Here is a 20,877-nt window from a genome sequence, read left to right as displayed (position 1 = left end):
TCTTTATCCAGAGCTGTATCGACCCATGGCCAAAGCCAAGACCGCCTACGTCTGCACCGATTGCGGTGCCGAGCATTCGAAATGGCAAGGCCAGTGCATCGAATGCGGTGTATGGAACACACTCAGCGAGGTGGTGCTGCAACCGGCGGTGAAATCGGTAGGGGCTGCCCGCAGTGGCGGCAGTTATGCCGGAGCTGCGGCGGGCACGCCCAAGGTGACTCCGTTGGCTACGGTGGCCTTGACCACCGAGGCGCGTACGTTGACTGGCATCGGCGAACTCGATCGCGTGTTGGGCGGCGGCCTGGTCGACGGTTCAGTCGTGCTGATCGGTGGCGATCCGGGGATCGGCAAATCGACGCTGCTACTGCAGATGCTCGGCAAGCTCGGCGAGACATTGCCGAGCGTCTATGTCACCGGTGAGGAGTCATTGGCGCAGGTCGCCTCTCGTGCGCAGCGTTTGGATCTGCCGCTGGCGCCACTGCATGCGTTGGCTGAGACCTGCATCGAGCGGATTCTCGAACAAGCCATGGCGACTCGGCCACGCGCACTGGTAATCGATTCAATCCAGACCATCTGGACCGAGCTGCTCACCGCGGCGCCAGGCTCGGTGAGCCAGGTGCGCGAGTCGGCGGCCAAGCTCACGCGTTTTGCCAAAGAAACCGGCACCTCGGTATTTTTGGTCGGCCATGTCACCAAAGATGGCGGCATTGCCGGTCCGCGCGTGCTCGAACATATGGTGGACGCCGTGCTTTATTTCGAGGGCGAGTCGGGTAGTCGCTTCCGCATATTGCGTGCCTTCAAGAACCGCTTTGGTGCGGTGAACGAGTTGGGGGTGTTCGCCATGAGCGAGAAAGGTTTGCGCGAGGTTCCCAATCCCTCGGCGATTTTTCTGTCGGCGCACAGCGGCCCTACCTCGGGCAGTGCGGTGATGGTGACCCGCGAAGGTACGCGGCCCTTATTGGTCGAAGTGCAGGCATTGGTCGATCAGTCTTCATTGGGCAATCCGCGTCGTGTCGCGCTGGGCCTGGAGCAAAATCGCCTGGCGATGCTGTTGGCGGTGCTGCACCGGCACGGTGGCGTGGCGGCCTATGACCAGGACGTGTTCGTCAACGTCGTCGGCGGTATCCGGGTGCAAGAGACCGCGGCCGATCTGCCGGTATTGCTGGCGGTATTGTCCAGCCTGCGCGATCGGCCTTTGCCGCAGAAAACCATCGCCTTTGGCGAAGTGGGTTTATCCGGCGAGATCCGTCCCGTACCCAACGGCGAGGAGCGCCTGAAAGAAGCGGCTACCCATGGTTTTTTGCGCGCCATCGTGCCCAAGGCGAATGCGCCGAAGAAGGCACGCATCGGCGACATGGAAGTGATTGGAGTAGAGCGTCTGTCGCAGGCGATCGATGCGGTCAACTAAGCATCGGCTACGGCGTGCTTTCCACCAGCGATGCATTGATAGAACGAGTTGATAGAACGCGCGATCATCCAAAGCGGTTTGCCGTTGCCGTGCGTGTTTTGAATCGCGGTATGTCACGGCAACAGCGATACATCGGCCAGCGGTGGCCGTCTATAACGCGTTTTAAAAACGGCTGCGAACAACGTCGTTGAGTGATGGTGGCTGGCCGATAAGAGACAAAATGTGCGGCTGATCATAGATTCTGCGCGCCGTTATCGCAGCGTGCTTTTGAGGAGGAAATTTACACGCGCTATACACATGCCGCGTACCTAGCATCGACTCCGCGCTCAATGGCGCGAACGGGGGGAGCGCATCATGCGAATACTTTTTCTGTCTACGCGTCACAATGGCCTGTCGCAGCGCGCACAAGTCGAGCTGGAAGATTTAGGTCATCACGTTGATGTTGCCGAAGTAAGCGATGGCGCTCAGATGGAGGCTGCCGCGAATAGATTTCGGCCGGATCTTATCTTGGCCCCCATGCTCAAGTCGGCTATCCCTGCCGAGGTATGGCAGCGCCATCTTTGTTTGATCGTCCACCCTGGCATCCCGGGTGATCGAGGTCCATCGTCATTGGACTGGGCGTTGCTGGAGGACGCGCCGCAATGGGGGGTAACCGTGCTGGAGGCGCGCGACGAACTGGACGGCGGCCCGATCTGGGCGCATCGGGAATTCCCCATGCGCGGAACCAGTAAAGGCGCGATCTATCGCCGGGAAACGACCGATGCGGCGATGCTGGCCATACGCGATGCGCTACAGCGTTTTTCCGTGGGTGCCACGCCGCCTTTTGTCAGCGATGCCGCCACGCCGATGGGGCGTGAACGCATGCCGTGTCGGCAAGATGATCGCCGCATCGGCTGGGACGCGCCACTCGATGATTTGTTGCGGCATATCCGCTCAGCCGACAGCGCGCCGGGCCTGCAACTGACCTTGGCCGGCGTCAAAGTGCGGGTATACGGAGCCTACCCGGAGGCTCGCCTGCGCGGGCGCCCCGGCGAACTGCTGGCGCAGCGCGATGGTGCGTTGTGCGTTGCTTGTGGCGATGCGGCGTTGTGGATCAGTCACCTGCGCAGGCGGCAGGGGCTGCATACCGACGATCCGCGTTACGACATTAAATTGCCGGCCGCACAGGTGCTGAGCGATCGCTTGCAGGATGTGGCGGAGCACTCGTTGCCGCCAGAAAGCCGACCGACCGCGTTGACCTGGCAACCGATTCGTTATCGTGAGCGCGGCTACAACGGATATCTGCATTTCGATCTGCTCAATGGCGCGATGAGTACGCCGGTGCTGGAACGTTTGCTGGCCGCTTACCGCTATGCGCGCAAACGCTCGACCCGCACGCTGGTGCTGTGTGGCGGCGAGGATGTCTGGTCCAACGGTATCGACCTTAATGCGATCGAGGCGGCGGCCGATCCCGCGCAAGAGTCCTGGCACAACATCTTGGCGATAAATGCCTTGGTTCGCGAAATCGTGCAAACCGATGACAAGCGAACCGTGTCGCTGATACAGGGCAATGCAGGAGCGGGCGGGGTGATTCTTGCGTTGGCGGCCGACCGGGTCTATGCCCGTGAAGGGGCTGTGCTCAATCCGCACTACCGCGGCATGGGCGGATTGTACGGCTCGGAATATTGGACCTATCTGCTGCCGCGGCGAGTGGGTGCGGTAGTCGCGCGACAGCTCACCGAGTCCTTGCAGCCGTTGGGCACTGCGCGAGCGCAACGTATCGGTTTGCTTGATGGACGGTTCGACAACGCGTTGTCAGGCGAAAGCTTGATCGAGTACATCGAAACCGAATTGGCAGCCGGAAACAAGCTGGGCCCATGGCGCACGGCGTTGGCCGAGAAGGCGCAACAGCGATTGAGCGATGAGCAGCAAAAGCCGTTCGAGGCCTATGCGGTAGAAGAGCTGGCTGAGATGCGACGAAATTTCTTCGGCCCCGATCCGGCTTATCACCTGGCGCGGCGGGCGTTTGTGCGTAAACAAGAGGTTGCGATCGAGGTGGCTGCGGCGATGCAGGCGTAGGCAACAGTTAGGTAACAATCAAGCGCTGCGATTGAGGACCAGCTCAAGTACAAACTTCGACCCAAAGAAGGCCAGCAACAGCACGCCCATGCCGATCAGCATGAGGTTGACTGCGCGCCGGCCACGCCAGCCATAACGCCAGCGGCCATAGAGCAGGGTGCCGAAGACCAGCCACGCGATGATCGACAACACGGTCTTGTGGATCAGATGCTGGCCGAACAGATCGCCGACAAACAAGGCGCCGGTGAGCAAGGTCAGCGTCAATAGCATGAAGCCGGCAGCGATAAGCCGGAACAGCAAGGTCTCGGTCAGGGTCAATGGCGGCAGTACGCGCATCCAGGAGCCGAATTGGCGATGGCGTAGCGCGCGCTCCTGCGCCGCCAGCAAAATCGCCAGTACCGCGGCGATCGACAACACGCTGAAGGACACCAGCGCCACCGTGACGTGCAGCTTGATATGCCAATCCAGCGCCAGCGGTTGCGTTGGCGGGGCAAGGAAGCTGTCGGCCGCGAGCAAGAGCGCGGTGAGCGGAAATACGATCACACCCAGCGCCGCGACCGGGCGCGACATGTTCACCAGCAAGGTCAGTGCGGAAACCACGCAGGCCACCAGCGAGAGGGCGGCGAAGAAGTGCAGGTCCAGCGCCCCCCGATGTATGCCAAGCAGGATGCCGGCATGGATCAGCACCGCCGCGCCGGCCAAGCCCAGGGCCGATTTATTCAACGGTTGACCGCCGCTCAGCAGCGGGCGGGCGAGGCCTCCCGCTGCGGCGAGATAAAGCGCGATGGCAAGCAGGGCGAGAACGGGAATGACCATAGTCGGGGAGTGTAGGTGTAGAGCGGGGAACGGGGAATGGGGAGCGGGGAACATGCGGCTTGAGTAGTGGCTGTGATGCCGCGTTCTTTTTTAGGCGGGGAACAGGGAACGGGGAATGGGGAACATGAAGTTCGAGGGGATATTGCAGATCTGCGTTCTTTTTTGATTTTTGTTTGTTTTTGCTCTTGCTTTTTTGCTTCTGCTTTTTAGGCTTTTCCCCGTTCCCCGTTCCCCGTTCCCCGTTCCCCGTTCCCCGTTCCCCGTTCCCCGTTCCCCACCGTCCCCCGGCTATACTGTGCAACTTTCCGCCCAACACTCACCGCCATGTTCGAGTCGCTCAGCCAACGCCTTTCCGCCACCGTTAACCGCCTGCGCGGCCGCGGCAGGCTGACCGAGGAAAACATTCGCGAATCGTTGCGCGAAGTGCGCATCGCACTGTTGGAGGCTGACGTAGCCTTGCCAGTGGTGCAGGCGCTGATCGAGCGGGTCAAGGTACGCGCGGTGGGCCAGGACGTACTCAAAAGCCTGTCGCCTGGCCAGGCCCTGGTCAAAGTGGTCAGCGACGAGCTGACTGCGGTCATGGGTACGGTCAATACCGAATTGAACCTGGCCCAGCAGCCTCCGGCCGTGGTGCTGATGGCGGGTCTGCAAGGTGCGGGTAAAACCACCACGGTGGCCAAGCTGGCGCGCTTTCTGACCGAGCGCAAGAAAAAGAAAGTGATGGTGGTCAGTTGCGACGTTTATCGTCCGGCCGCTATCGAGCAATTGCGCACGCTGGCCGAGCAGGTCGGGGTGAAGTTCTTCCCGTCCGAGGCAGGCCAGAACCCGGTCGACATCGCCAGGGCCGCGATGGCGGCGGCGCGGCGTGAAGTGGTCGATGTGCTGCTCGTCGATACCGCCGGCCGTCTCCATGTAGACGAAGCGATGATGGCCGAGATCAAGGCATTGCATGCCGCGATCACCCCGGTCGAGACCTTGTTCGTGGTCGACTCGATGACCGGCCAGGACGCCGCCAATACAGCGAAAGCCTTTGCCGATGCATTGCCGCTCACCGGCGTGGTGCTGACCAAGACCGATGGCGACGCCCGTGGCGGCGCGGCGTTGTCGGTGCGGTACGTCACCGGCCGGCCGATCAAGTTCCTGGGCGCCGGCGAGAAGACCGATGCGCTGGAGCCGTTTCACCCCGATCGAGTCGCGCAGCGCATTCTAGGCATGGGCGACGTGCTGTCGCTGGTCGAAGAGGTCGAGCGCAAGGTCGATCAGGAGAAGGCGCAGAAGCTGGCCGAGAAGGTCATCAAGGGCAAGCGCTTCGATCTGAACGATATGAAAGATCAGCTTGAGCAGATGAACAGCATGGGCGGCCTCGCTGGTTTGATGGATAAATTGCCCGGCGTGGCCAATCTGCCCGACAGCGTGAAGTCCAAGGTCAATAACAATGAAATTGGCCGCATGGTCGCGATCATCAATTCGATGACCAAGAAAGAGCGCCGTCATCCCGACTTGCTGAACGGCTCGCGCCGTGCCCGTGTGGCGCGTGGTTCGGGCAGTCAGCCGGCCGACGTCAATCGGTTGCTCAAGCAGTACATGCAAATGGAGAAAATGATGTCCAAGCTCTCCAAAGGCGGCAGCAAGGGTCTGCTGCGGCAGATGCGCGGCGCCATGAAGGGCATGGGCGGAATGGGCGGTGGAATGCCCCCGATGCGCTGATTACCCCCGGAATCGGGCCGGAAATCGGCCGGCGGCCTGGGCCGCATGGCCTCTATTCTCGATTCCCTATTCCCTTTTTCCTGTTTTTCGCTAAAATGCCATGTTTACCGCGCACGGTCTCGTGCGTGCTGCCGGCCTTTCCGGCAACTCTGGAGCTTTTACTATGGTCAAGATTCGTCTTTCGCGCGGCGGCGCCAAGGGCCGTCCGTTCTACCACGTCGTTGTTACCGACCAGCGCAACAAGCGCGACGGTCGCAACATCGAGAGCGTGGGTTATTACAACCCAGTCGCTTCGGGCAAGGACAAGCGCCTTGAGCTGAACGTCGAGCGCGTTAAAGAGTGGGTGGGCAAGGGTGCGCAGTTGACCGATAAGGTCGCCGCTCTGCTCAAGGAAGCCGGCAAGCAGCAGGCTGCCTGAAGTGACGGCAACCGGTCGGCGCGTCCTGGTTGGGCGCATCGTCGGACTGTATGGCGTGCAGGGCTGGCTCAAGATTGAATCCTGGACCGAGCCTCGCATGCGGATTTTCGATTACCAGCCCTGGCTGCTAAGTGCGGCGCCGGGCACGGAATCGGAGGTCAAGGGAGTCAAAGGTCGTCCGCAGGGCAAGGGGCTAGTCGCCTTCTTGCCTGATGTGGCAGACCGCGAACAGGCGGCTGCATTGATCGGTAGTGACATTTATGTCGCCCGTGAGCAACTGCCGCCTCCCGGCAAGGATGAGTATTACTGGGTCGATCTCGAAGGTCTTGAGGTCGTCACCACGGAAGGCGTTGCGCTGGGGCGGGTGGCTCACCTGTTCGCCACGGGCGCCAACGATGTCGTGGTAGTGAGGGACGGCGAGCGCGAGCGGCTGATTCCTTTCGTCCAGGGTTCTTATGTGCGTTCGGTGGATCTGTCCGGCGGGCGCATGGTGGTGGACTGGGATCCTGAATTCTGATGGTTTTGGATTGAGGATCTGATGCGCTTCGATGTCGTTACGCTGTTTCCCGACTTCGTGCGTCAGTGTGCCGCCGTAGGTGTCGTAGGACGTGCGCAGCAGCGTGAGCTGCTGCAGGTGGAAACCTGGAATCCGCGCGACTTCGCCACCGACAGTTACCGCACCGTGGACAGCCGCACTTACGGCGGTGGACCCGGAATGGTGATGCTGATTGAACCTCTGCGTGCTGCTCTAAAGGCAATACGCGAGGCGGCACCGGAGCCGGTGCATGTGATTTATCTCAGTCCGCAAGGAGCGCGGCTGACGCAGGGCAGGGTGGAGGCGCTGGCGAAGTTGCCGCGAATCGCCTTGCTCTGTGGGCGTTATGAAGGTGTGGACGAGCGTCTGCTGGCGCACGAGGTCGACGAAGAGCTCTCTATCGGCGATTATGTGCTGTCTGGCGGTGAGCTGGGCGCCGCGGTGGTTATCGACGCGGTAGGCCGCTTGCAAGACGGTGCGTTGAACGATGCACAGTCGGCCGAGCAGGACTCGTTCTCGAACGGACTGCTCGACTGTCCGCATTATGCGAAGCCGGTGCTCGATGCATTCGGTAACGTGCCGGAGGTACTGCTCTCTGGCGACCACGCGGCGATTCGCCGTTGGCGCTTGAAGCAGTCGCTAGGTAGAACCTGGCTGCGCCGTCCGGACTTATTGGCGCAACGCGCGTTGGATGCTGAATCCCGTGCGTTGTTGGATGAATTTCGCCGCGAGTATGCGCGGCAACACGATGCGACTTAAGTAAGGTCGCAGCAAATAATCGACGGGTGTGCCATGAACAAGATCATTGAACAGTTCGAATCCGAGCAGATCACCCGCCAGCTGCCTGATTTTGGCCCTGGCGACACCGTGGTGGTTAACGTGAAGGTGAAGGAAGGTAACCGCGAGCGCGTACAGGCGTTCGAAGGTATCGTTATCGCCAAGCGCAGCCGCGGCCTGAATTCGGCTTTCACCGTGCGCAAGATTTCGCATGGCACCGGCGTGGAGCGCGTGTTCCAGTCGCACAGCCAGGCCATCGACTCGGTGGAAGTCAAGCGCAAGGGTAAGGTGCGTGGCGCCAAGCTGTACTACCTGCGTGGCCTGGAAGGCAAAGCCGCCCGCATCAAAGAAGATATCGCCGCCGCTGCCGCCATCAAGGCTGCTTCGAAGGCCGCTGCTGCAGCCGCTGCCGCCAAGTAATAAGGCAGCGCTGTCTGGCACAACAAAAACCCGCGGAGCGATCCGCGGGTTTTTGTTGTCTGCGTTTTGCCCTGTGTTCTCCCCCGGCGGCGGGGGCGCGCCATCTAGCCGTGCAGCCGCTGAGGCTCCTGCAGAAAGTTGCCTTGGACGAAATCGACACCGCAGGCGAACAGCAGCGAGGTGCTGGCGGCATCTTCGACCCATTCGGCGATGGTTTGCCGTTTCATCTCATGGGTCTGGCGGCATAGCTCGGCGACCCGCTTCTGGTTTTCGGGATGCTGCGGCAGCTCGGCCATATAGCTGCGATCGATCTTCAGATAATCCGCATCGATATGGTTGAGCAACTGGAAGGAATTCAGGCCAGAGCCGAATTGCTCAAGTGCGAAGCGTCCGCCCCACTGTTTCCAGGTATTGACGAACTCTTGCGCCGGGCGCAGCGCGGTCACGACCTTGCTTTCGGTCATTTCCAGCACGATCTGGCCGTGACGCAGCGCGGCCTGTTTCAGGCGCTCGCCCAGCCAGGGCAATAGCGTGTTGTCATGTAGCGAGCCGGCGGTCAGCTTGACGAAGAAGGTGGTTGGACTGCTGTAGCGTTCGCGTGCGCGAAGCGTGTCGATGACCTGATTCAACACCCAGCGATCGATGGCGGGGGTCAGATTGTGCTTCTCGGCGATCGGCATGAAGAAGCCTGGCAGCACCTCGCCCTGCGGGCCGTTCAAGCGCAGCAGAATTTCGGAGAACTCGCCTTCGGCATCCTGCAGGCTGATGATTTGCTGGTGATAGAGCACGAAATCGTTTTGCAGCAATGCCTGTTGCAATAGATTGAGCCAATAGCGCTCGCGCTCTTCGTCGGCCTTGTCGCGTGCGGCGGGGTCGTGTAGCTCGCTACGGTTGCCGCCTTGGCTCTGCGCGTTGCGCAATGCCTGGCTGGCCTGGTCGAGCAATAGCTCGGTGTTGGCGTTTTTCTCGCCGAGCAGGCTGCCGCCGATGCTGGTCGTCACCGTGATCGAGCTGGTGCCGACATCGAAGATATCGCTGGCGATGCTTTGTTGCAGGCTGGCGATCCACGCCTTGACGCTTTCGTCGTTGCGCGAATGCAGCATGACACCGACCGTGTGTTCGGCCAGCAGGCCGGCGCTGTCATCGAGGCCTAGCAGGGCCTGCACGCGCGCAGCAAAGGTGGCGAGCAATTCGTCAGCCTTGCCCAGACCGATACCGGCGACGATGGTCTGCCAGTTGTCGGGCTCGATCAGCAGCAGCGATTGACCCTTGGTGCCCTTGGCCGCAGCCGCCACAGCCTGATCGATGCCTTCCAGTGTGCGTGCGCGGTTGAACAGGCCGGTGACCTGGTCGCGCTGCAATTGCTCGATCATGTTCGGGTCGATCTGCTGCCGTCGGAACACGACCTGCAGACAGGACTCGCCCTCGAAGGTGGCGTGGGCAAATTCCACGCTGGCCTTGAAGCTGCCGGCATCGGCGCGGCGAGCCTGCAGGTCGAGAATGTTCGGAGCCTTTTCACCGCGGGACAGCGTCTTGAGTGCCGCTTTGAATTCGTCGGCATGATTGGGGCCGATCATGTCGAGCACAGGCAGGCCGAGCAGATCGTCAAAGCTGTCGTAGCCGAAAGTATCCAGGTAAGCCTGGTTGGCGCGTACATGCATACCCTCATGCACATAAGCGATGGCGTCAGTGGATGAGTCGAGCAGGGCGTCGCAGCGCCGCTCGGAATCGCGTAGCGCGGCTTCGAGCCGGCGCAACTGGCGGCGCGTATTGAGAGAATCGAACTCGCGCTGTATCACAGCCAGCAATTGCCTGGGCTGAGGGCGCAGGCCGACGCTGCGTACGCCATTGGCGAACAGCTCGGTGACCTCGTTGTTATCCAGTTGCGTAACCAGGGCGATCAGCGACAAGTCGCGCCCATGGGCATCGAGCTGACGGGTCAGGTCGCGCAGCTCAAGCGTGCCGATGGATGGATCGAACAGCACCAGGTCCGGTGCCAGCTCGTCCAGCGCAGTCTGTACCTGCTCAGCCTGAGTGGCGCGGGCAGGGCGCACGGCGATGCCGTTGTTGCGTAACAGGCTGATGATCTGCTCAGCGTCTTCGATCGATTTTTCGATGAAAAGGATCTTGATAACCAGGTCTGTCTTCATGAGTACGTCGAGCTATCCGTGGGTTGCCGCCGGCTACATCTGAAGTGCCGACCCTTAATGGGTTGTAACGGATTCCGATCATTGCCGCCAGCAGAAATATCCCTAGAGTGACGGCGCGCGCATGTGTTGGCGAAGACGTACTCAGACTGGCCGCTTGGAGGCATCCCCGCCGACTTCGCGGACCAGCTTGGGTACCAGGTAGCCGGGCAGGCGGGTACGGATAGCGTCGAGCAGTGCCTGGGCATCGGTATCGGCCACTTCAAAGTGTGCGGTGCCTTGCACGCGGTCGAGCTGGTGCAGGTAGTACGGCAGCACACCGGCAGCGAAAAGCCGCTCGGAAAGCGCCGTCAGTGCATCGGCATCGTCGTTGACGCCGCGCAGCAGTACGGATTGATTGAGCAGGGTCGCCCCGGCTTCGCGCAATCGGGCGCAAGCGGCATCTACGCTGGCATCAAACTCGTTGGCGTGGTTGGCATGCAGTACCACCACTTTTTGCAGCGGCAGCGCCGCCAGCCACTGTTGGAAAGCATCGTCGATTCGTTCTGGCAGCACGACCGGCAGGCGGGTGTGGATGCGCAGCCGGGTTACATGCGGGATCTCGGCCAGGCCCTGGCTCAGCTCTTTAAGCTTGGCCGTGGTCAAGGCCAGCGGGTCGCCGCCGGACAGAATCAATTCGTTGATCGAATGATCTTGCCGCACATGCTCCAGCGCGTGCCGCCATTGGCCGGCCGCCGCCATCTCGTCGCCATACGGAAAATGGCGGCGAAAGCAGTAGCGGCAGTTGATGGCGCAGCTTCCGCTGGCGATCAGCAGGGCGCGGCCTTCATATTTATGCAGTACGCCTTGGGCCGCACGCGAGCCCATGTCGCCGACCGCATCGATGACAAAGCCCGGTGTCTGTTCCAGTTCGGCCACCGACGGCAATACCTGCAGCAGCAGCGGGTCGCGCGGATCGCCGTGGCGCATGCGGGCTATAAAGCCGCGCGGTACCCGCAGGGCGAAGCCGGCGTTGCCCTCCGGCAAGAGATTGTGAAGATGCTCCAGGCCCAGCAAGCCCAGCAATTGACCGACGTCGGTCACGGCGTCACGCCATAGCTGGCGCCAGTCGGCCAAGGCCGATGGGCCTGCCGTATCGGAACCTGTTATGCGGGCGTGGGGGCTTGCGGTTATCATGTGCGGCCTTGTGCCGGGCGTTGGCCCGTCAATCTGCATATTTTAGCCGCTGATGAGGGCGTGCAAAGGCCTGTTCGGGTCTTTGTCCATCGAAATCGGCATATCGGCATTTTCATTGGAGCGTATTGCATGGCCACTTACGGGCTCAACGACGTCAAAAACGGTGTAAAAATCATCGTCGACGGCGCCCCCTATACCGTCGTCGAAGCGGAGTTCATCAAACCGGGCAAGGGGCAGGCCTTTACCCGTATCCGTATTCTCAACCTGCTCAACGGCCGCACCACCGAAAAGACGCTCAAGTCGAGCGACTCCTTCGAGGGCGCCGACGTGGTCGACACGGACATGCAGTACCTCTATAGCGACGGCGAATTCTGGCACTTCATGCAGCAAGAGACGTTCGAGCAGCACCAGGCCGACAAGACCGCGATGGGTGAGACCGCCAAGTGGCTCAAAGGCGAGGAAGCCTGCGTGGTGACCTTGTGGAACGGCCGCCCGATCTCGGTACAGGCACCGAACTTCGTTGAATTGAAGATCGTCGAAACCGATCCGGGCGTGCGCGGCGATACCTCCGGTGGCGGCGGCAAGCCGGCCAAGCTGGAGACCGGTGCCGTGGTGCGCGTGCCGCTGTTCGTCAATCAAGACGAGATCATCAAGGTCGATACCCGCACCGGCGAATACTTCAGCCGAGTGAAGTAATGCCCCAGCCCGTGAGCCGTGCTCATGGGCTTTGGCGTTACTGCTGTAGCCGGCCCATCTTTCCGGCCTCCGTTGGAAAGACGATCAAAGCATGGGGCGGCCACCGCAAGGTGTACCGCCCCATGTCGTACCAGCCTATGCCAACGAAGTGAATGCTCATGAGCCTGACCGCCCCGCAACCCGTCGACCTGCTAATCGAAGCGCGCTGGGTCGTGCCGGTCGAACCGCATGCCGTCGTCCTGGAAAACCATGCCGTCGCCGTGAATGATGGCCGCATCGTCGCGCTGCTGCCGATCGCCCAGGCCCGTGCCGCCTATGCGCCCCGCGAAAGAGTGGAGTTGTCCGAGCATGCATTGATTCCGGGCCTGGTCAACGCACACACGCACAACCCGATGACCTTGTTGCGCGGCCTGGCCGACGACCTGCCTTTGATGGTGTGGCTGCAGCAGCACATCTGGCCGGCCGAGGCCAAGGTGATGGGCCCGGAATTCGTGCGCGACGGTGTCGAGCTGGCCGTGGCGGAGATGCTGCGCGGCGGCACCACTTGCACCAACGAGAACTATTTTTTCCCCGACGTGATCGGCGCGACGTATCGGCGCATGGGGTTCCGCGCGGTCGTCGGTTTGCCGGTGATCGATTTTCCGACCGCCTGGGCGAAATCCCAGGACGAATACTTCGCGCGCGCCGGTGAAGTGCACGACAGTTTTCTCGGCGACGCCTTGGTCAGCACGGCGTTCGCCCCGCATGCGCCGTACACGGTGTCCGACGAGAGCTTCGAGCGCATCCGCGTGCTGGCCGACCAGCTCGATATTCCGGTGCATCTGCATACGCACGAGACCGCGCACGAAGTCGAAGAAGAAAAGAAAAAGAGCGGCCTGCGGCCGTTTCAGCGCCTGCAGAAGCTTGGGCTAGTTAACGATCGCCTGATCGCCGTGCATATGACCCAGTTGACCGACGGCGAAATTGCCGCCTGTGCCGAGGCCGGTGTATCGGTGGTTCATTGTCCTGAATCCAATCTCAAGCTGGCCTCGGGTTTTTGTCCGGCAGAGAAACTGCGCCAGGCTGGCGTCAACGTGGCAATCGGCACCGACGGCTGCGCCTCCAACAACGATTTGGATATGTTTGGCGAGATGCGCACCGCCGCGTTGCTGGCAAAAGCGGTAGCCGGTGACGCAGCCGCATTCGATGCCGCCAGCGCGTTACGCGCCGCCACGTTGAATGGCGCCAAGGCGATCGGGCTGGAGGCAAAGATCGGCTCGATCGAGATCGGCAAGCAGGCAGATTTCGCTGCCGTGCGCCTGTCCGATCTAGAGACCCAGCCGCTGTTCCATGTAGCGTCGCAACTGGTCTATAGCACCGGCCGGCACCAGGTCAGTGATGTATGGATCGCCGGTGTGCGCAAACTCGCCGCGCGCGAATTGATCGGCGTGGATACCGCCGCGATCTTGACCAAGGCTCGTGCCTGGCGCGAACGCATTGCGGCAGGCTGATTTTCCAACTCTTGGTAACTTTGATGAATCGCTATTTGATCCTGGTCATGCGTCGCCCACAGTTCGATCCGGCGATGGTGCGGCCGCACCAAGACTTTCTCGAAGGGCTGCGCGCGGGTGGGCGAATCGAGCTATCCGGGCCATTCGGCGATAAAACCGGTGGCGCCTATCTGCTGCATGCCGACAGCTTCGAGGAGGCACTGGCTATCGTGCACACCGACCCGGCGTATATCAGCGGCGGCTGGGAGATGACGGTTTACGAATGGCATGCGCGTTAAGCTGTTCGTGACCCGCCGATCAAACTACCGACTTGCCGCGCGCAAGAGGAATCCATGATGCAAGCCGCCAACGTAAGTCCCGAAGAAATCGCCCGTTTCGACAAACTGGCTGCGCGCTGGTGGGATCCGAACGGCGAATCGCGCCCACTGCACGATCTCAATCCGGTACGCGCCGATTACATCGCCGCACGGACGAATCTGCGCGATGCGCGGATCGTCGATGTCGGTTGCGGCGGCGGACTGCTCAGCGAGACGCTGGCGCGTGCCGGCGCGCGTGTCACCGGCATCGACTTGGGTCAGAAGGTGATCGAGATCGCCAAGCTGCATCTGCACGAATCGAACCTGAGCGTCGATTACCGGGTGCAATCGTCGGCCGAACTCGCCGCCGCCGAACCGGCAGGCTTCGATGCCGTATGTTGCATGGAGCTGATCGAGCACGTTCCCGATCCGGCTGCCCTGGTGGCCGATTTAGCGGCCCTGGTCAAGCCGGGTGGGCGTGTTTTCATGTCCACCCTCAATCGCACTCCTGCGGCGTTTGGCGCGGCGATTCTCGGTGCCGAATACGTGATGCGCATGCTGCCGCGCGGTACCCACCACTATGCGCAATTCCTTAAGCCGTCAGAGCTGGGGCGGCTGCTTCGTCATGCCGGCCTTGAGCTGGAGGACGTCTCCGGCCTCGGTTATAACCCGCTGACTCGTAAAGCCTGGCTTAGCCGTTTCACAGCGGTTAATTACCTGCTAAGTGCGCGCAAGCCCCTATGAGGTCAGGCCCCATAAAATCAGACACGGTGAAGTCAGTCGCTGAAAAGCCGTTGCCGGAAAACATCCAAGGGGTGTTGTTCGATCTGGACGGCACCTTGATCGACAGCGCGCCCGATCTGTATGGCGCACTGCTACTGCAATGCAAGGAAGAAGGCGTTGCGGAACCGGCCTACGAGCCGGTGCGCGAAGTGGTGTCGCGCGGTTCTCGGGAGATCCTGCGTCGGGGTTTCCCCACTCGTGACGAGGCCGGCATACGGGCATTGGTGCCGCGTTATCTGCAGTTATACGAAGCGGTGATGGCACAGCAAACGCGGCCCTTCGACGGCATCGTCGAACTGCTTGCCTTGCTGGAAGCGCAAGGTTTGGCCTGGGGCATTGTGACCAACAAAAACGGCTTTCTCACCGACGAACTGGTGCGCCGCCTCGGTTGGGCCGGACGCGCCCGCGCAGTGGTTTCGGGCGACACCTTGGCGGTGAAAAAACCTGACCCCGCTCCGGTGCTGCTGGCCTGCGAGCAAGCAGGCCTTGACCCTGCGCGTTGCATCTTCGTCGGTGACGATCCGCGCGACGTGCTCGCCGGCGCCGCGGCCGGTCTTTATACCGTGGCGGTGAGCTGGGGTTATCTCGACGGGGGTAATCCGTGGCAATGGGGCGCCGATGCCGTGCTGGAGCATCCATCGCAGCTAGCCGAACTGTTGCAGCGAAAGGCGCTGGCATGAGTGGCGAGGCTGCCCCCAGCGGCGCGCTGCAAAGCTATATCGACAAATGGCTGGCGGTACAGCCGCAGCAGCGCATCGCGCTCACCTTTGTCGACCCCAGGCAGTATCCGGGGCATATCGCCTTGGCGGCGTTGGAGCAAGAGCTGCTCGCCGCGGCTTACGGTATTCGCGAGCCTCAGGTGGCCGCCGCCAAGCTCAACTGGTGGGCCGAAGAACTTGCCGGCGCCGCTGCCAGTGGCGGTCGACATCCGCTGACCCAGGTGCTGTTTGACGATGAGCGTGCACATAGTCTGCCCAGCGAGCGTTGGCTAGCGCCGGTGTTGGCGGCAATGGCTCAGCTAGAGCAGGGCACGGCGGCAGATTTCTCTGCTCAACTGGTCGCCGCCACGCCACTGCATGGTGCACTGGCTGCTTTAGAGACCAGTTGGTGGTACGGCGAGAAAGCGCCATTCGAGCAGGCAGCCCGTGTTGCCACGTTGTCGCATCTGTTGCATGCCTTGTTGCGACTGGAGGAGGACGCCGAGCGCGACCGTCTGCCATTGCCGATGGCGCGATTGGCACGCTATGGACTTAGTCGGGCGCAATTGCACAAAGCCAGTGCAGAGCGTGAGGACGCGATTCGCGCTCAACTTGGCGACCTGTGTAGTGCCTGGCGTGAATCGGTGCAGTTGCCTGGGCCGCTCAGCGTGTTTCGCCGACTGGAATCGCGCCATGGTGGCCGTATGGCTTTGCGTGCAGTTAAAGCCGCCGATCCGCTTGCCGCGCTACGCAAAGGGCAGGTGCGGCAAGGCCCGAGCATTGCCTGGCAGGCCTGGCAAGCTGCGCGCGCCTGGCATCGGGCCTTGTAGGGTGGGCGATCTGATTATGGTGCCATCGACTCCTTAAACGCACCGTTTCCCATTCCGCACTATTGCGCCGCAGGGTAGATGCCCCAAGATTGCGTGTCTCATGGCGGCGCACACCGCCTGCATTACAGGATTTACCCCATGTACACACCGGAAAATACCGCCCGCCTGCTCCCCGACGTCGCTATACATGCGCAGCCGCATTTTGCCGGCGCGCTGGATTGGGTGGGCATGGACGGCATCGAGGTGCCGGTACGTTTCGATGCCGGCGATGGCGATGTGCAGCGCGCGAGCGCTCGGGTTGGCGCTTTCGTCAATTTGCACCGCCCGGACAAACGCGGCATTCACATGTCGCGTCTTTACTTGCTGGTGGAGCAGGCGCTGAGCACGCAAACACTGAGCGCAGTCATGTTGCACCAGTTGCTGCGTGGCTTTCTCGATTCGCACAAAGATTTATCCGACCGTGCCTGCCTCAGCATCCGTTTCGAGCATCTGGTGCGGCGTCCGGCGTTGCGTAGCGGCAACAGCGGGTGGCGCGCGTATCCGGTGTGCATAGAAGCCAGCCTCACGGGCGACGATTTCCTGATCGAGTTCGGCACGGAAGTGGTTTACTCCTCCACCTGTCCGGCCTCGGCGGCCTTGTCGCGGCAGCTAATTCAAGATCAGTTCGCCAAGGATTTCGATGCGGCGGCATCACTCGATCACGCTGCCGTGCTGGCCTGGCTGGGTAGTGAGCGCGGCATCGTGGCTACGCCGCATGCTCAGCGCAGCATCGCCCGGTTGCGGATACGCCCGACGGCAGGCGCCGGCTTTGACCTGATCGGCTTGATCGACCGGGTAGAAGGCTCGCTTGGCACACCGGTGCAAACCGCAGTAAAGCGCGAAGACGAGCAGGCTTTTGCCCTCGCCAATGGCAGCAATTTGATGTTCTGCGAAGACGCCGCGCGGCGAATTCAGCGCGTACTCGATGCCGACGATCGCCTTGGCGATTTCCATATTCGGGTCGAGCACCAAGAAAGCCTGCATCCGCATGATGCGGTGGCTTACGCCAGCAAGGGCATCGTCGGCGGCTATAGCGGTGACCGTTGCTGATGATTGAGTAAGTGCGGCTGCTAGCATGGGCTGTTATTGCCGTCATCTGGCGGCAGCAGGAGTTGTCCATGCGTATCCGTTATGTTGTCTTGGTGGTTGCCCTCTTTTCGTTGACGGCTTGCATGAGCTGGTTCGGCGGTCATAAGAGCAATGCGCCTTCGCATCAGGCTTTGATGCGATCGCTTACCGGTCAAGTCGAATACAACCTGTCGCAGCCGGTGCCTGCGGATGCATGGTTGGAAGTCACCCTGGCCGATGTGAGCCGGATGGATGCGCCTTCGCGGGTTATCGCGCAAGAACGTATCGCGCCGGCGGGTACGTCCCCGGTCGAATTTCTATTGAGCTACGACCCAACCGATCTGAAGCAAGGAGTGGATTTCGCGGTATCCGCGCGTCTGCAGCAAGGCGACAAGCTGCTGGCTATCAACGATGAGCGCGTCAGCGTGCTTGGGCGCTCAGGACAGAGTGGTCCGCTGCGGGTGGTGCTTAAAGCGGTACCTTGAGATGTTGGGGCGCTCGCTGCGATCAATGCGGCGAGCGCCTGGTTTCGTTACGCCTTGGCCAACATGAGGGTGATGACGACGATGATGGCGATATAGGCCACCAGCGACGCCAGGCTGGTCACGAAGTAGTTCATCTTGCCGTCGAGACGACGCGCTCGCAGATAGAGATAGATGGGGGCGCCGACCGCGCCGAGCAGAATGGCCCACCAGAAACCGTTGGAGGGGGTGTGGCCGGTTTTCTTGATCGCATCGCGATCCCATATCGAGAGGCCGACATAGACACCTACGCCGATGAGGCTCGTTCCCGGAATCCACGTCAGCAGCGCCAGCCATAGCGGCGCTGTGGCGATGGCCCAGGCAGGGGCATCGCTGACCGGGCCAGTGATCGCGGCTGCTGGCGAAAAGACCGCTGTCGATGTCGCGGCATAGGGGTTGTTCAGCGCCGACTCCGTTTCGTTGCCGAAATGGGTGTTTTCCACGGCAGTCCAGTTCGCCATGCCATCGGTCCAGACCAGAGTGCCGCGCCGGATCGTGCCTTGTTTGATTTTCTCGACAACGACCTCGGCACTCACAGGGCCGATGGCTTGAGCCCCGTCTTGGTAATGCCACATGCTTTTGGGCGAGATAACCACGGACATTCGTTTCTTCCTTGAGGGTAGGGGCCAGGTCGGCCGGGTTGAGGGATGGATCAGGGCTGGACTATGCCCGGTAACAACAAGGGATCCAGGCGAGTGCCGAACCAGTTGAAGCCCCAATGCACATGTGGCCCGGTGGCGCGTCCGGTCATGCCGGCGAGCCCGATGACCTGGCCTTGCTGTACACGCTGGCCGAGCTTCACGTCGAGACGCGACAGATGCAGAAAGTTGGAACTGAGCCCAAAGCCATGATCGAGTAGCACGGTGCCGCCCGTAAGGTACAGGCTGGGTTTGGCGAAGGTAATGATGCCGGCGGCCGGCGCTTTCACCGGGGTGCCTTCGGGCACGGCGATATCCATGCCCGAATGCGGGGCCTTAGGGTCGCCGTTGTAGATCCGCTGATTGCCAAAACGGCCGCTGATACGGCCCTGCACCGGCCAGACAAAGCCGTCGAGAAAATCCTCGCGCTCGTCGTCGCGGTTGCGTGCGGCCGTCACCTCGGCCTGTTCGCGCTTGATACGCGCGGCGATTTCCGGCGGCGGGTTCACGGTTTGCGGCGGCACGCCATTGACCCGCTCAACCGGCCAATCGCGCGGCGTAACGTTGATGCGCACGGTTTCATGGTGCCCATCGCGATAGGCCAGGTTGACGTTCAACGGCCCTTTTTCATCACGGCCCGCGCCGAACACGACGGTGCCGTCGCGGCCCACATGCACGGCTTTGTCGCCGATCTTGATTTGCGTGCCTGCAGGGACCGTCGCGATGACCAGGCCACCTTGCGAGATGCTGTGCGGCAATACCGTTACGGCAGGTGCTGCTTGGGCGTCAGTGATAGATGCGGCGGTAAGAAGCAAAGCAAGTAACGACCACCTCATCGATCAAAGGCCAGCCGTTGGCCACGGACGGCGGCGTCGACCTTCGAGCCATCCCAGACCCGTTGACCATTGACGAAGGTGGCGGCGATCGAGCTGTTGAAGGTGACGCCTTCGAACGGCGACCAGCCGCAGAGGGAGAGCACTTCTTCGCGGCGTACGGTATGGGGACGATTCGGGTCGACCAGCACTAGGTCGGCGGCATAGCCCTCGCGCAGGTACCCGCGCTGGTGGACTTCGAAAAGTGTCGCCGGCGTGTGACAGACCGCTTCCACGACGCGCTCCAAGGTCAGCTTGCCCTCGAATACCCGCTGCAACGCAGCCTGCAGCGCGAACTGCACCAGCGGCAGGCCGGACGGCGCCTTGTCGTAAAGCTGGCCCTTCTCCTCCAGTAAATGCGGGGCATGGTCGGTCGCCAGTACGTCGATACGGCCATCGGCCAGCGCCCGAGTAATCGCCTCGCGATCGGCAGCGGTCTTGATCGCCGGATTGCATTTGATGAGAAAACCCAGCCGCTCGTAGTCGGCGTCATCGAAATGCAGGAAATGTACGCAGGTCTCGGCGGTGATCCGCTTGCCCTTGAGCGGGCCGGGCTGGAACAGCGCCAACTCGTCAGCGGTGGAGATATGCAGCACATGCAGGCGGCTGCCGTGCTTCTGTGCCAGCGCAATGGCCAGTCGGGTGGACTTGATGCACGCCTCGCGCGAGCGGATCAATGGATGCTCCCGCGCCGGGATATCGTCACCGTACTTTTCACGCGCTTTGGCATGCAGCGCGTCGATCATCGGGGTGTCTTCGCAATGGGTGATGATCGGCACCGGCGCCACGCGGAAAATACCATCCAGTACCTCCGGGTTGTCCACCAGCATGTTGCCGGTAGATGCGCCCATGAACACCTTCACTCCGGGGGCGGTTTTGGGATCGAGGGTGCGGATCGCCTCCAGGTTGTCGTTGCTGGCGCCGAGGTAGAAGGCGTAGTTGACCGCCGAGGTTTCCGCCGCCCGAGCGTACTTGGCCTCCAGTGAGTCGCGGTCCAGCGCCGGTGGCTTGGTATTGGGCATCTCCATAAAGCTGGTGATGCCACCAGCCGCGCAAGCGCGTGACTCATGGGCAATGTCGGCCTTATGAGTGAGGCCGGGCTCACGAAAATGCACCTGGTCGTCGATCATGCCGGGCAGCAGCCACAGGCCGCTGGCGTCGATCACCTGCTCGCCGGGATGGGCATCCAGGCCGGGGGCGATGGTCTCGATACGGCCATGCTTGATGCGCAGGTCGGCGTGGGTGCGTTGGCCTTCGTTGACCAGTTCCGCATTTTTGATAAGCCAGTCAATGGACATGAGGTTCTCCGCGGGGGCGACAGGTAAGAGCCTGCTCGAGATCTCCGAGTGGCCCGCGCCGGAAGCTGTTTGCGCGCAGGACAAGGAAGAATGAATGAAGTGTACGTCGGTACACGACTGAATGATGACGCGGTACTGCGGGCAAACAGACCCGGCCCGAAGGGTTGAGCCGCTATGGCCGCCATG

The 20,877-nt window shown here is 61.6% G+C and carries 21 protein-coding genes; 15 read left to right on the top strand and 6 right to left on the bottom strand.

The genetic code is table 11. The features are described 5' to 3' along the window. The first annotated feature begins 25 nt into the window (after positions 1-25). Positions 26-1,408, top strand: coding sequence for a DNA repair protein RadA (gene radA / locus DVJ77_RS03605; protein ID WP_114844062.1), 1,383 nt, complete (start codon positions 26-28; stop codon positions 1,406-1,408). A 354-nt stretch (positions 1,409-1,762) separates the two neighbouring features. Continuing rightward, on the top strand, positions 1,763-3,466 hold the full coding sequence (locus DVJ77_RS03600) for a hydrogenase maturation protein (RefSeq protein WP_114844061.1): 1,704 nt from the start codon (positions 1,763-1,765) through the stop codon (positions 3,464-3,466). A gap of 18 nt (positions 3,467-3,484) precedes the next feature. Here DVJ77_RS03600 and DVJ77_RS03595 read toward each other — a convergent pair whose 3' ends face one another. Next, positions 3,485-4,282, bottom strand: a complete 798-nt coding sequence (locus DVJ77_RS03595; protein WP_114844060.1) for a cytochrome C assembly family protein — start codon at positions 4,280-4,282, stop codon at positions 3,485-3,487. A 324-nt stretch (positions 4,283-4,606) separates the two neighbouring features. Between DVJ77_RS03595 and ffh the strand changes: the two genes are divergently transcribed. From ffh to rplS, 5 genes are all read left to right on the top strand, one after another. Beyond that, a complete protein-coding gene (gene ffh, locus DVJ77_RS03585; protein ID WP_114844058.1) occupies positions 4,607-5,989 on the top strand; it encodes a signal recognition particle protein in 1,383 nt (460 codons plus the stop codon). Positions 5,990-6,152: 163 nt separating this feature from the next. After that, positions 6,153-6,407 (top strand): 30S ribosomal protein S16, encoded by a 255-nt coding sequence (gene rpsP / locus DVJ77_RS03580; RefSeq protein ID WP_114844057.1) that lies wholly within the window; start codon positions 6,153-6,155, stop codon positions 6,405-6,407. 1 nt (position 6,408) lies between these two features. Further along, on the top strand, positions 6,409-6,924 hold the full coding sequence (rimM, locus tag DVJ77_RS03575) for a ribosome maturation factor RimM (RefSeq protein ID WP_114844056.1): 516 nt from the start codon (positions 6,409-6,411) through the stop codon (positions 6,922-6,924). Between the two features lie 21 nt (positions 6,925-6,945). Then, on the top strand, positions 6,946-7,701 hold the full coding sequence (gene trmD / locus DVJ77_RS03570) for a tRNA (guanosine(37)-N1)-methyltransferase TrmD (RefSeq protein ID WP_114844055.1): 756 nt from the start codon (positions 6,946-6,948) through the stop codon (positions 7,699-7,701). Positions 7,702-7,734: 33 nt separating this feature from the next. Beyond that, complete coding sequence (rplS, locus tag DVJ77_RS03565) at positions 7,735-8,139, top strand: 50S ribosomal protein L19 (RefSeq protein WP_114844054.1); 405 nt, start codon at positions 7,735-7,737, stop codon at positions 8,137-8,139. Between the two features lie 104 nt (positions 8,140-8,243). Here the strand turns inward: rplS and DVJ77_RS03560 are convergent, their stop codons facing one another. Together DVJ77_RS03560 and epmB are read right to left on the bottom strand one after the other, a co-directional pair. After that, positions 8,244-10,289, bottom strand: coding sequence for a GGDEF/EAL domain-containing response regulator (locus DVJ77_RS03560; protein ID WP_114844053.1), 2,046 nt, complete (start codon positions 10,287-10,289; stop codon positions 8,244-8,246). 141 nt (positions 10,290-10,430) lie between these two features. After that, positions 10,431-11,462, bottom strand: a complete 1,032-nt coding sequence (gene epmB / locus DVJ77_RS03555; RefSeq protein WP_114844052.1) for an EF-P beta-lysylation protein EpmB — start codon at positions 11,460-11,462, stop codon at positions 10,431-10,433. A 129-nt stretch (positions 11,463-11,591) separates the two neighbouring features. On the opposite strand from epmB, the gene efp reads away from it, so the two are divergent. From efp to DVJ77_RS03515, 8 genes are all read left to right on the top strand, one after another. Next, positions 11,592-12,158 (top strand): elongation factor P, encoded by a 567-nt coding sequence (gene efp, locus DVJ77_RS03550; RefSeq protein ID WP_114844051.1) that lies wholly within the window; start codon positions 11,592-11,594, stop codon positions 12,156-12,158. A gap of 158 nt (positions 12,159-12,316) precedes the next feature. Continuing rightward, on the top strand, positions 12,317-13,648 hold the full coding sequence (locus DVJ77_RS03545; protein ID WP_114844050.1) for a TRZ/ATZ family hydrolase: 1,332 nt from the start codon (positions 12,317-12,319) through the stop codon (positions 13,646-13,648). A 23-nt stretch (positions 13,649-13,671) separates the two neighbouring features. Then, positions 13,672-13,926 (top strand): YciI family protein, encoded by a 255-nt coding sequence (locus tag DVJ77_RS03540; RefSeq protein ID WP_114844049.1) that lies wholly within the window; start codon positions 13,672-13,674, stop codon positions 13,924-13,926. A 57-nt stretch (positions 13,927-13,983) separates the two neighbouring features. Next, positions 13,984-14,688 (top strand): bifunctional 2-polyprenyl-6-hydroxyphenol methylase/3-demethylubiquinol 3-O-methyltransferase UbiG, encoded by a 705-nt coding sequence (ubiG, locus tag DVJ77_RS03535; RefSeq protein WP_114844048.1) that lies wholly within the window; start codon positions 13,984-13,986, stop codon positions 14,686-14,688. Between the two features lie 26 nt (positions 14,689-14,714). Beyond that, positions 14,715-15,407 (top strand): HAD family hydrolase, encoded by a 693-nt coding sequence (locus DVJ77_RS03530; RefSeq protein ID WP_225427769.1) that lies wholly within the window; start codon positions 14,715-14,717, stop codon positions 15,405-15,407. Continuing rightward, on the top strand, positions 15,404-16,255 hold the full coding sequence (locus DVJ77_RS03525; RefSeq protein ID WP_114844046.1) for a squalene/phytoene synthase family protein: 852 nt from the start codon (positions 15,404-15,406) through the stop codon (positions 16,253-16,255). The genes DVJ77_RS03530 and DVJ77_RS03525 overlap by 4 nt, the downstream gene beginning before the upstream one ends. A gap of 138 nt (positions 16,256-16,393) precedes the next feature. Next, entirely contained in the window at positions 16,394-17,344 is a 951-nt protein-coding gene (folE2, locus tag DVJ77_RS03520) for a GTP cyclohydrolase FolE2 (RefSeq protein WP_114844045.1), read from the top strand. 68 nt (positions 17,345-17,412) lie between these two features. Beyond that, positions 17,413-17,847, top strand: coding sequence for a YbaY family lipoprotein (locus DVJ77_RS03515; RefSeq protein ID WP_114844044.1), 435 nt, complete (start codon positions 17,413-17,415; stop codon positions 17,845-17,847). A 47-nt stretch (positions 17,848-17,894) separates the two neighbouring features. Here the strand turns inward: DVJ77_RS03515 and DVJ77_RS03510 are convergent, their stop codons facing one another. The 3 genes from DVJ77_RS03510 to DVJ77_RS03500 are packed head-to-tail and all read right to left on the bottom strand — an operon-like array spanning position 17,895 to position 20,691. Next, entirely contained in the window at positions 17,895-18,485 is a 591-nt protein-coding gene (locus DVJ77_RS03510; protein ID WP_114844043.1) for a DUF4339 domain-containing protein, read from the bottom strand. 50 nt (positions 18,486-18,535) lie between these two features. Continuing rightward, positions 18,536-19,357 carry a M23 family metallopeptidase gene (locus DVJ77_RS03505; RefSeq protein ID WP_114844042.1) on the bottom strand — a complete coding sequence of 274 codons (822 nt, stop codon included), beginning with the start codon at positions 19,355-19,357 and terminating at the stop codon, positions 18,536-18,538. Further along, entirely contained in the window at positions 19,354-20,691 is a 1,338-nt protein-coding gene (locus DVJ77_RS03500) for a dihydroorotase (RefSeq protein WP_114844041.1), read from the bottom strand. Before DVJ77_RS03500 ends, DVJ77_RS03505 begins: the two co-directional genes overlap by 4 nt. Between the last annotated feature and the right edge of the window lie 186 nt (positions 20,692-20,877).

This window comes from Dyella tabacisoli (assembly GCF_003350925.1).
Taxonomy (GTDB): Bacteria; Pseudomonadota; Gammaproteobacteria; order Xanthomonadales; family Rhodanobacteraceae; genus Dyella_C; species Dyella_C tabacisoli.
The sequence above is the reverse complement of the archived record's forward strand: the minus strand, read 5'-3'. Positions and strand labels throughout refer to the sequence as shown.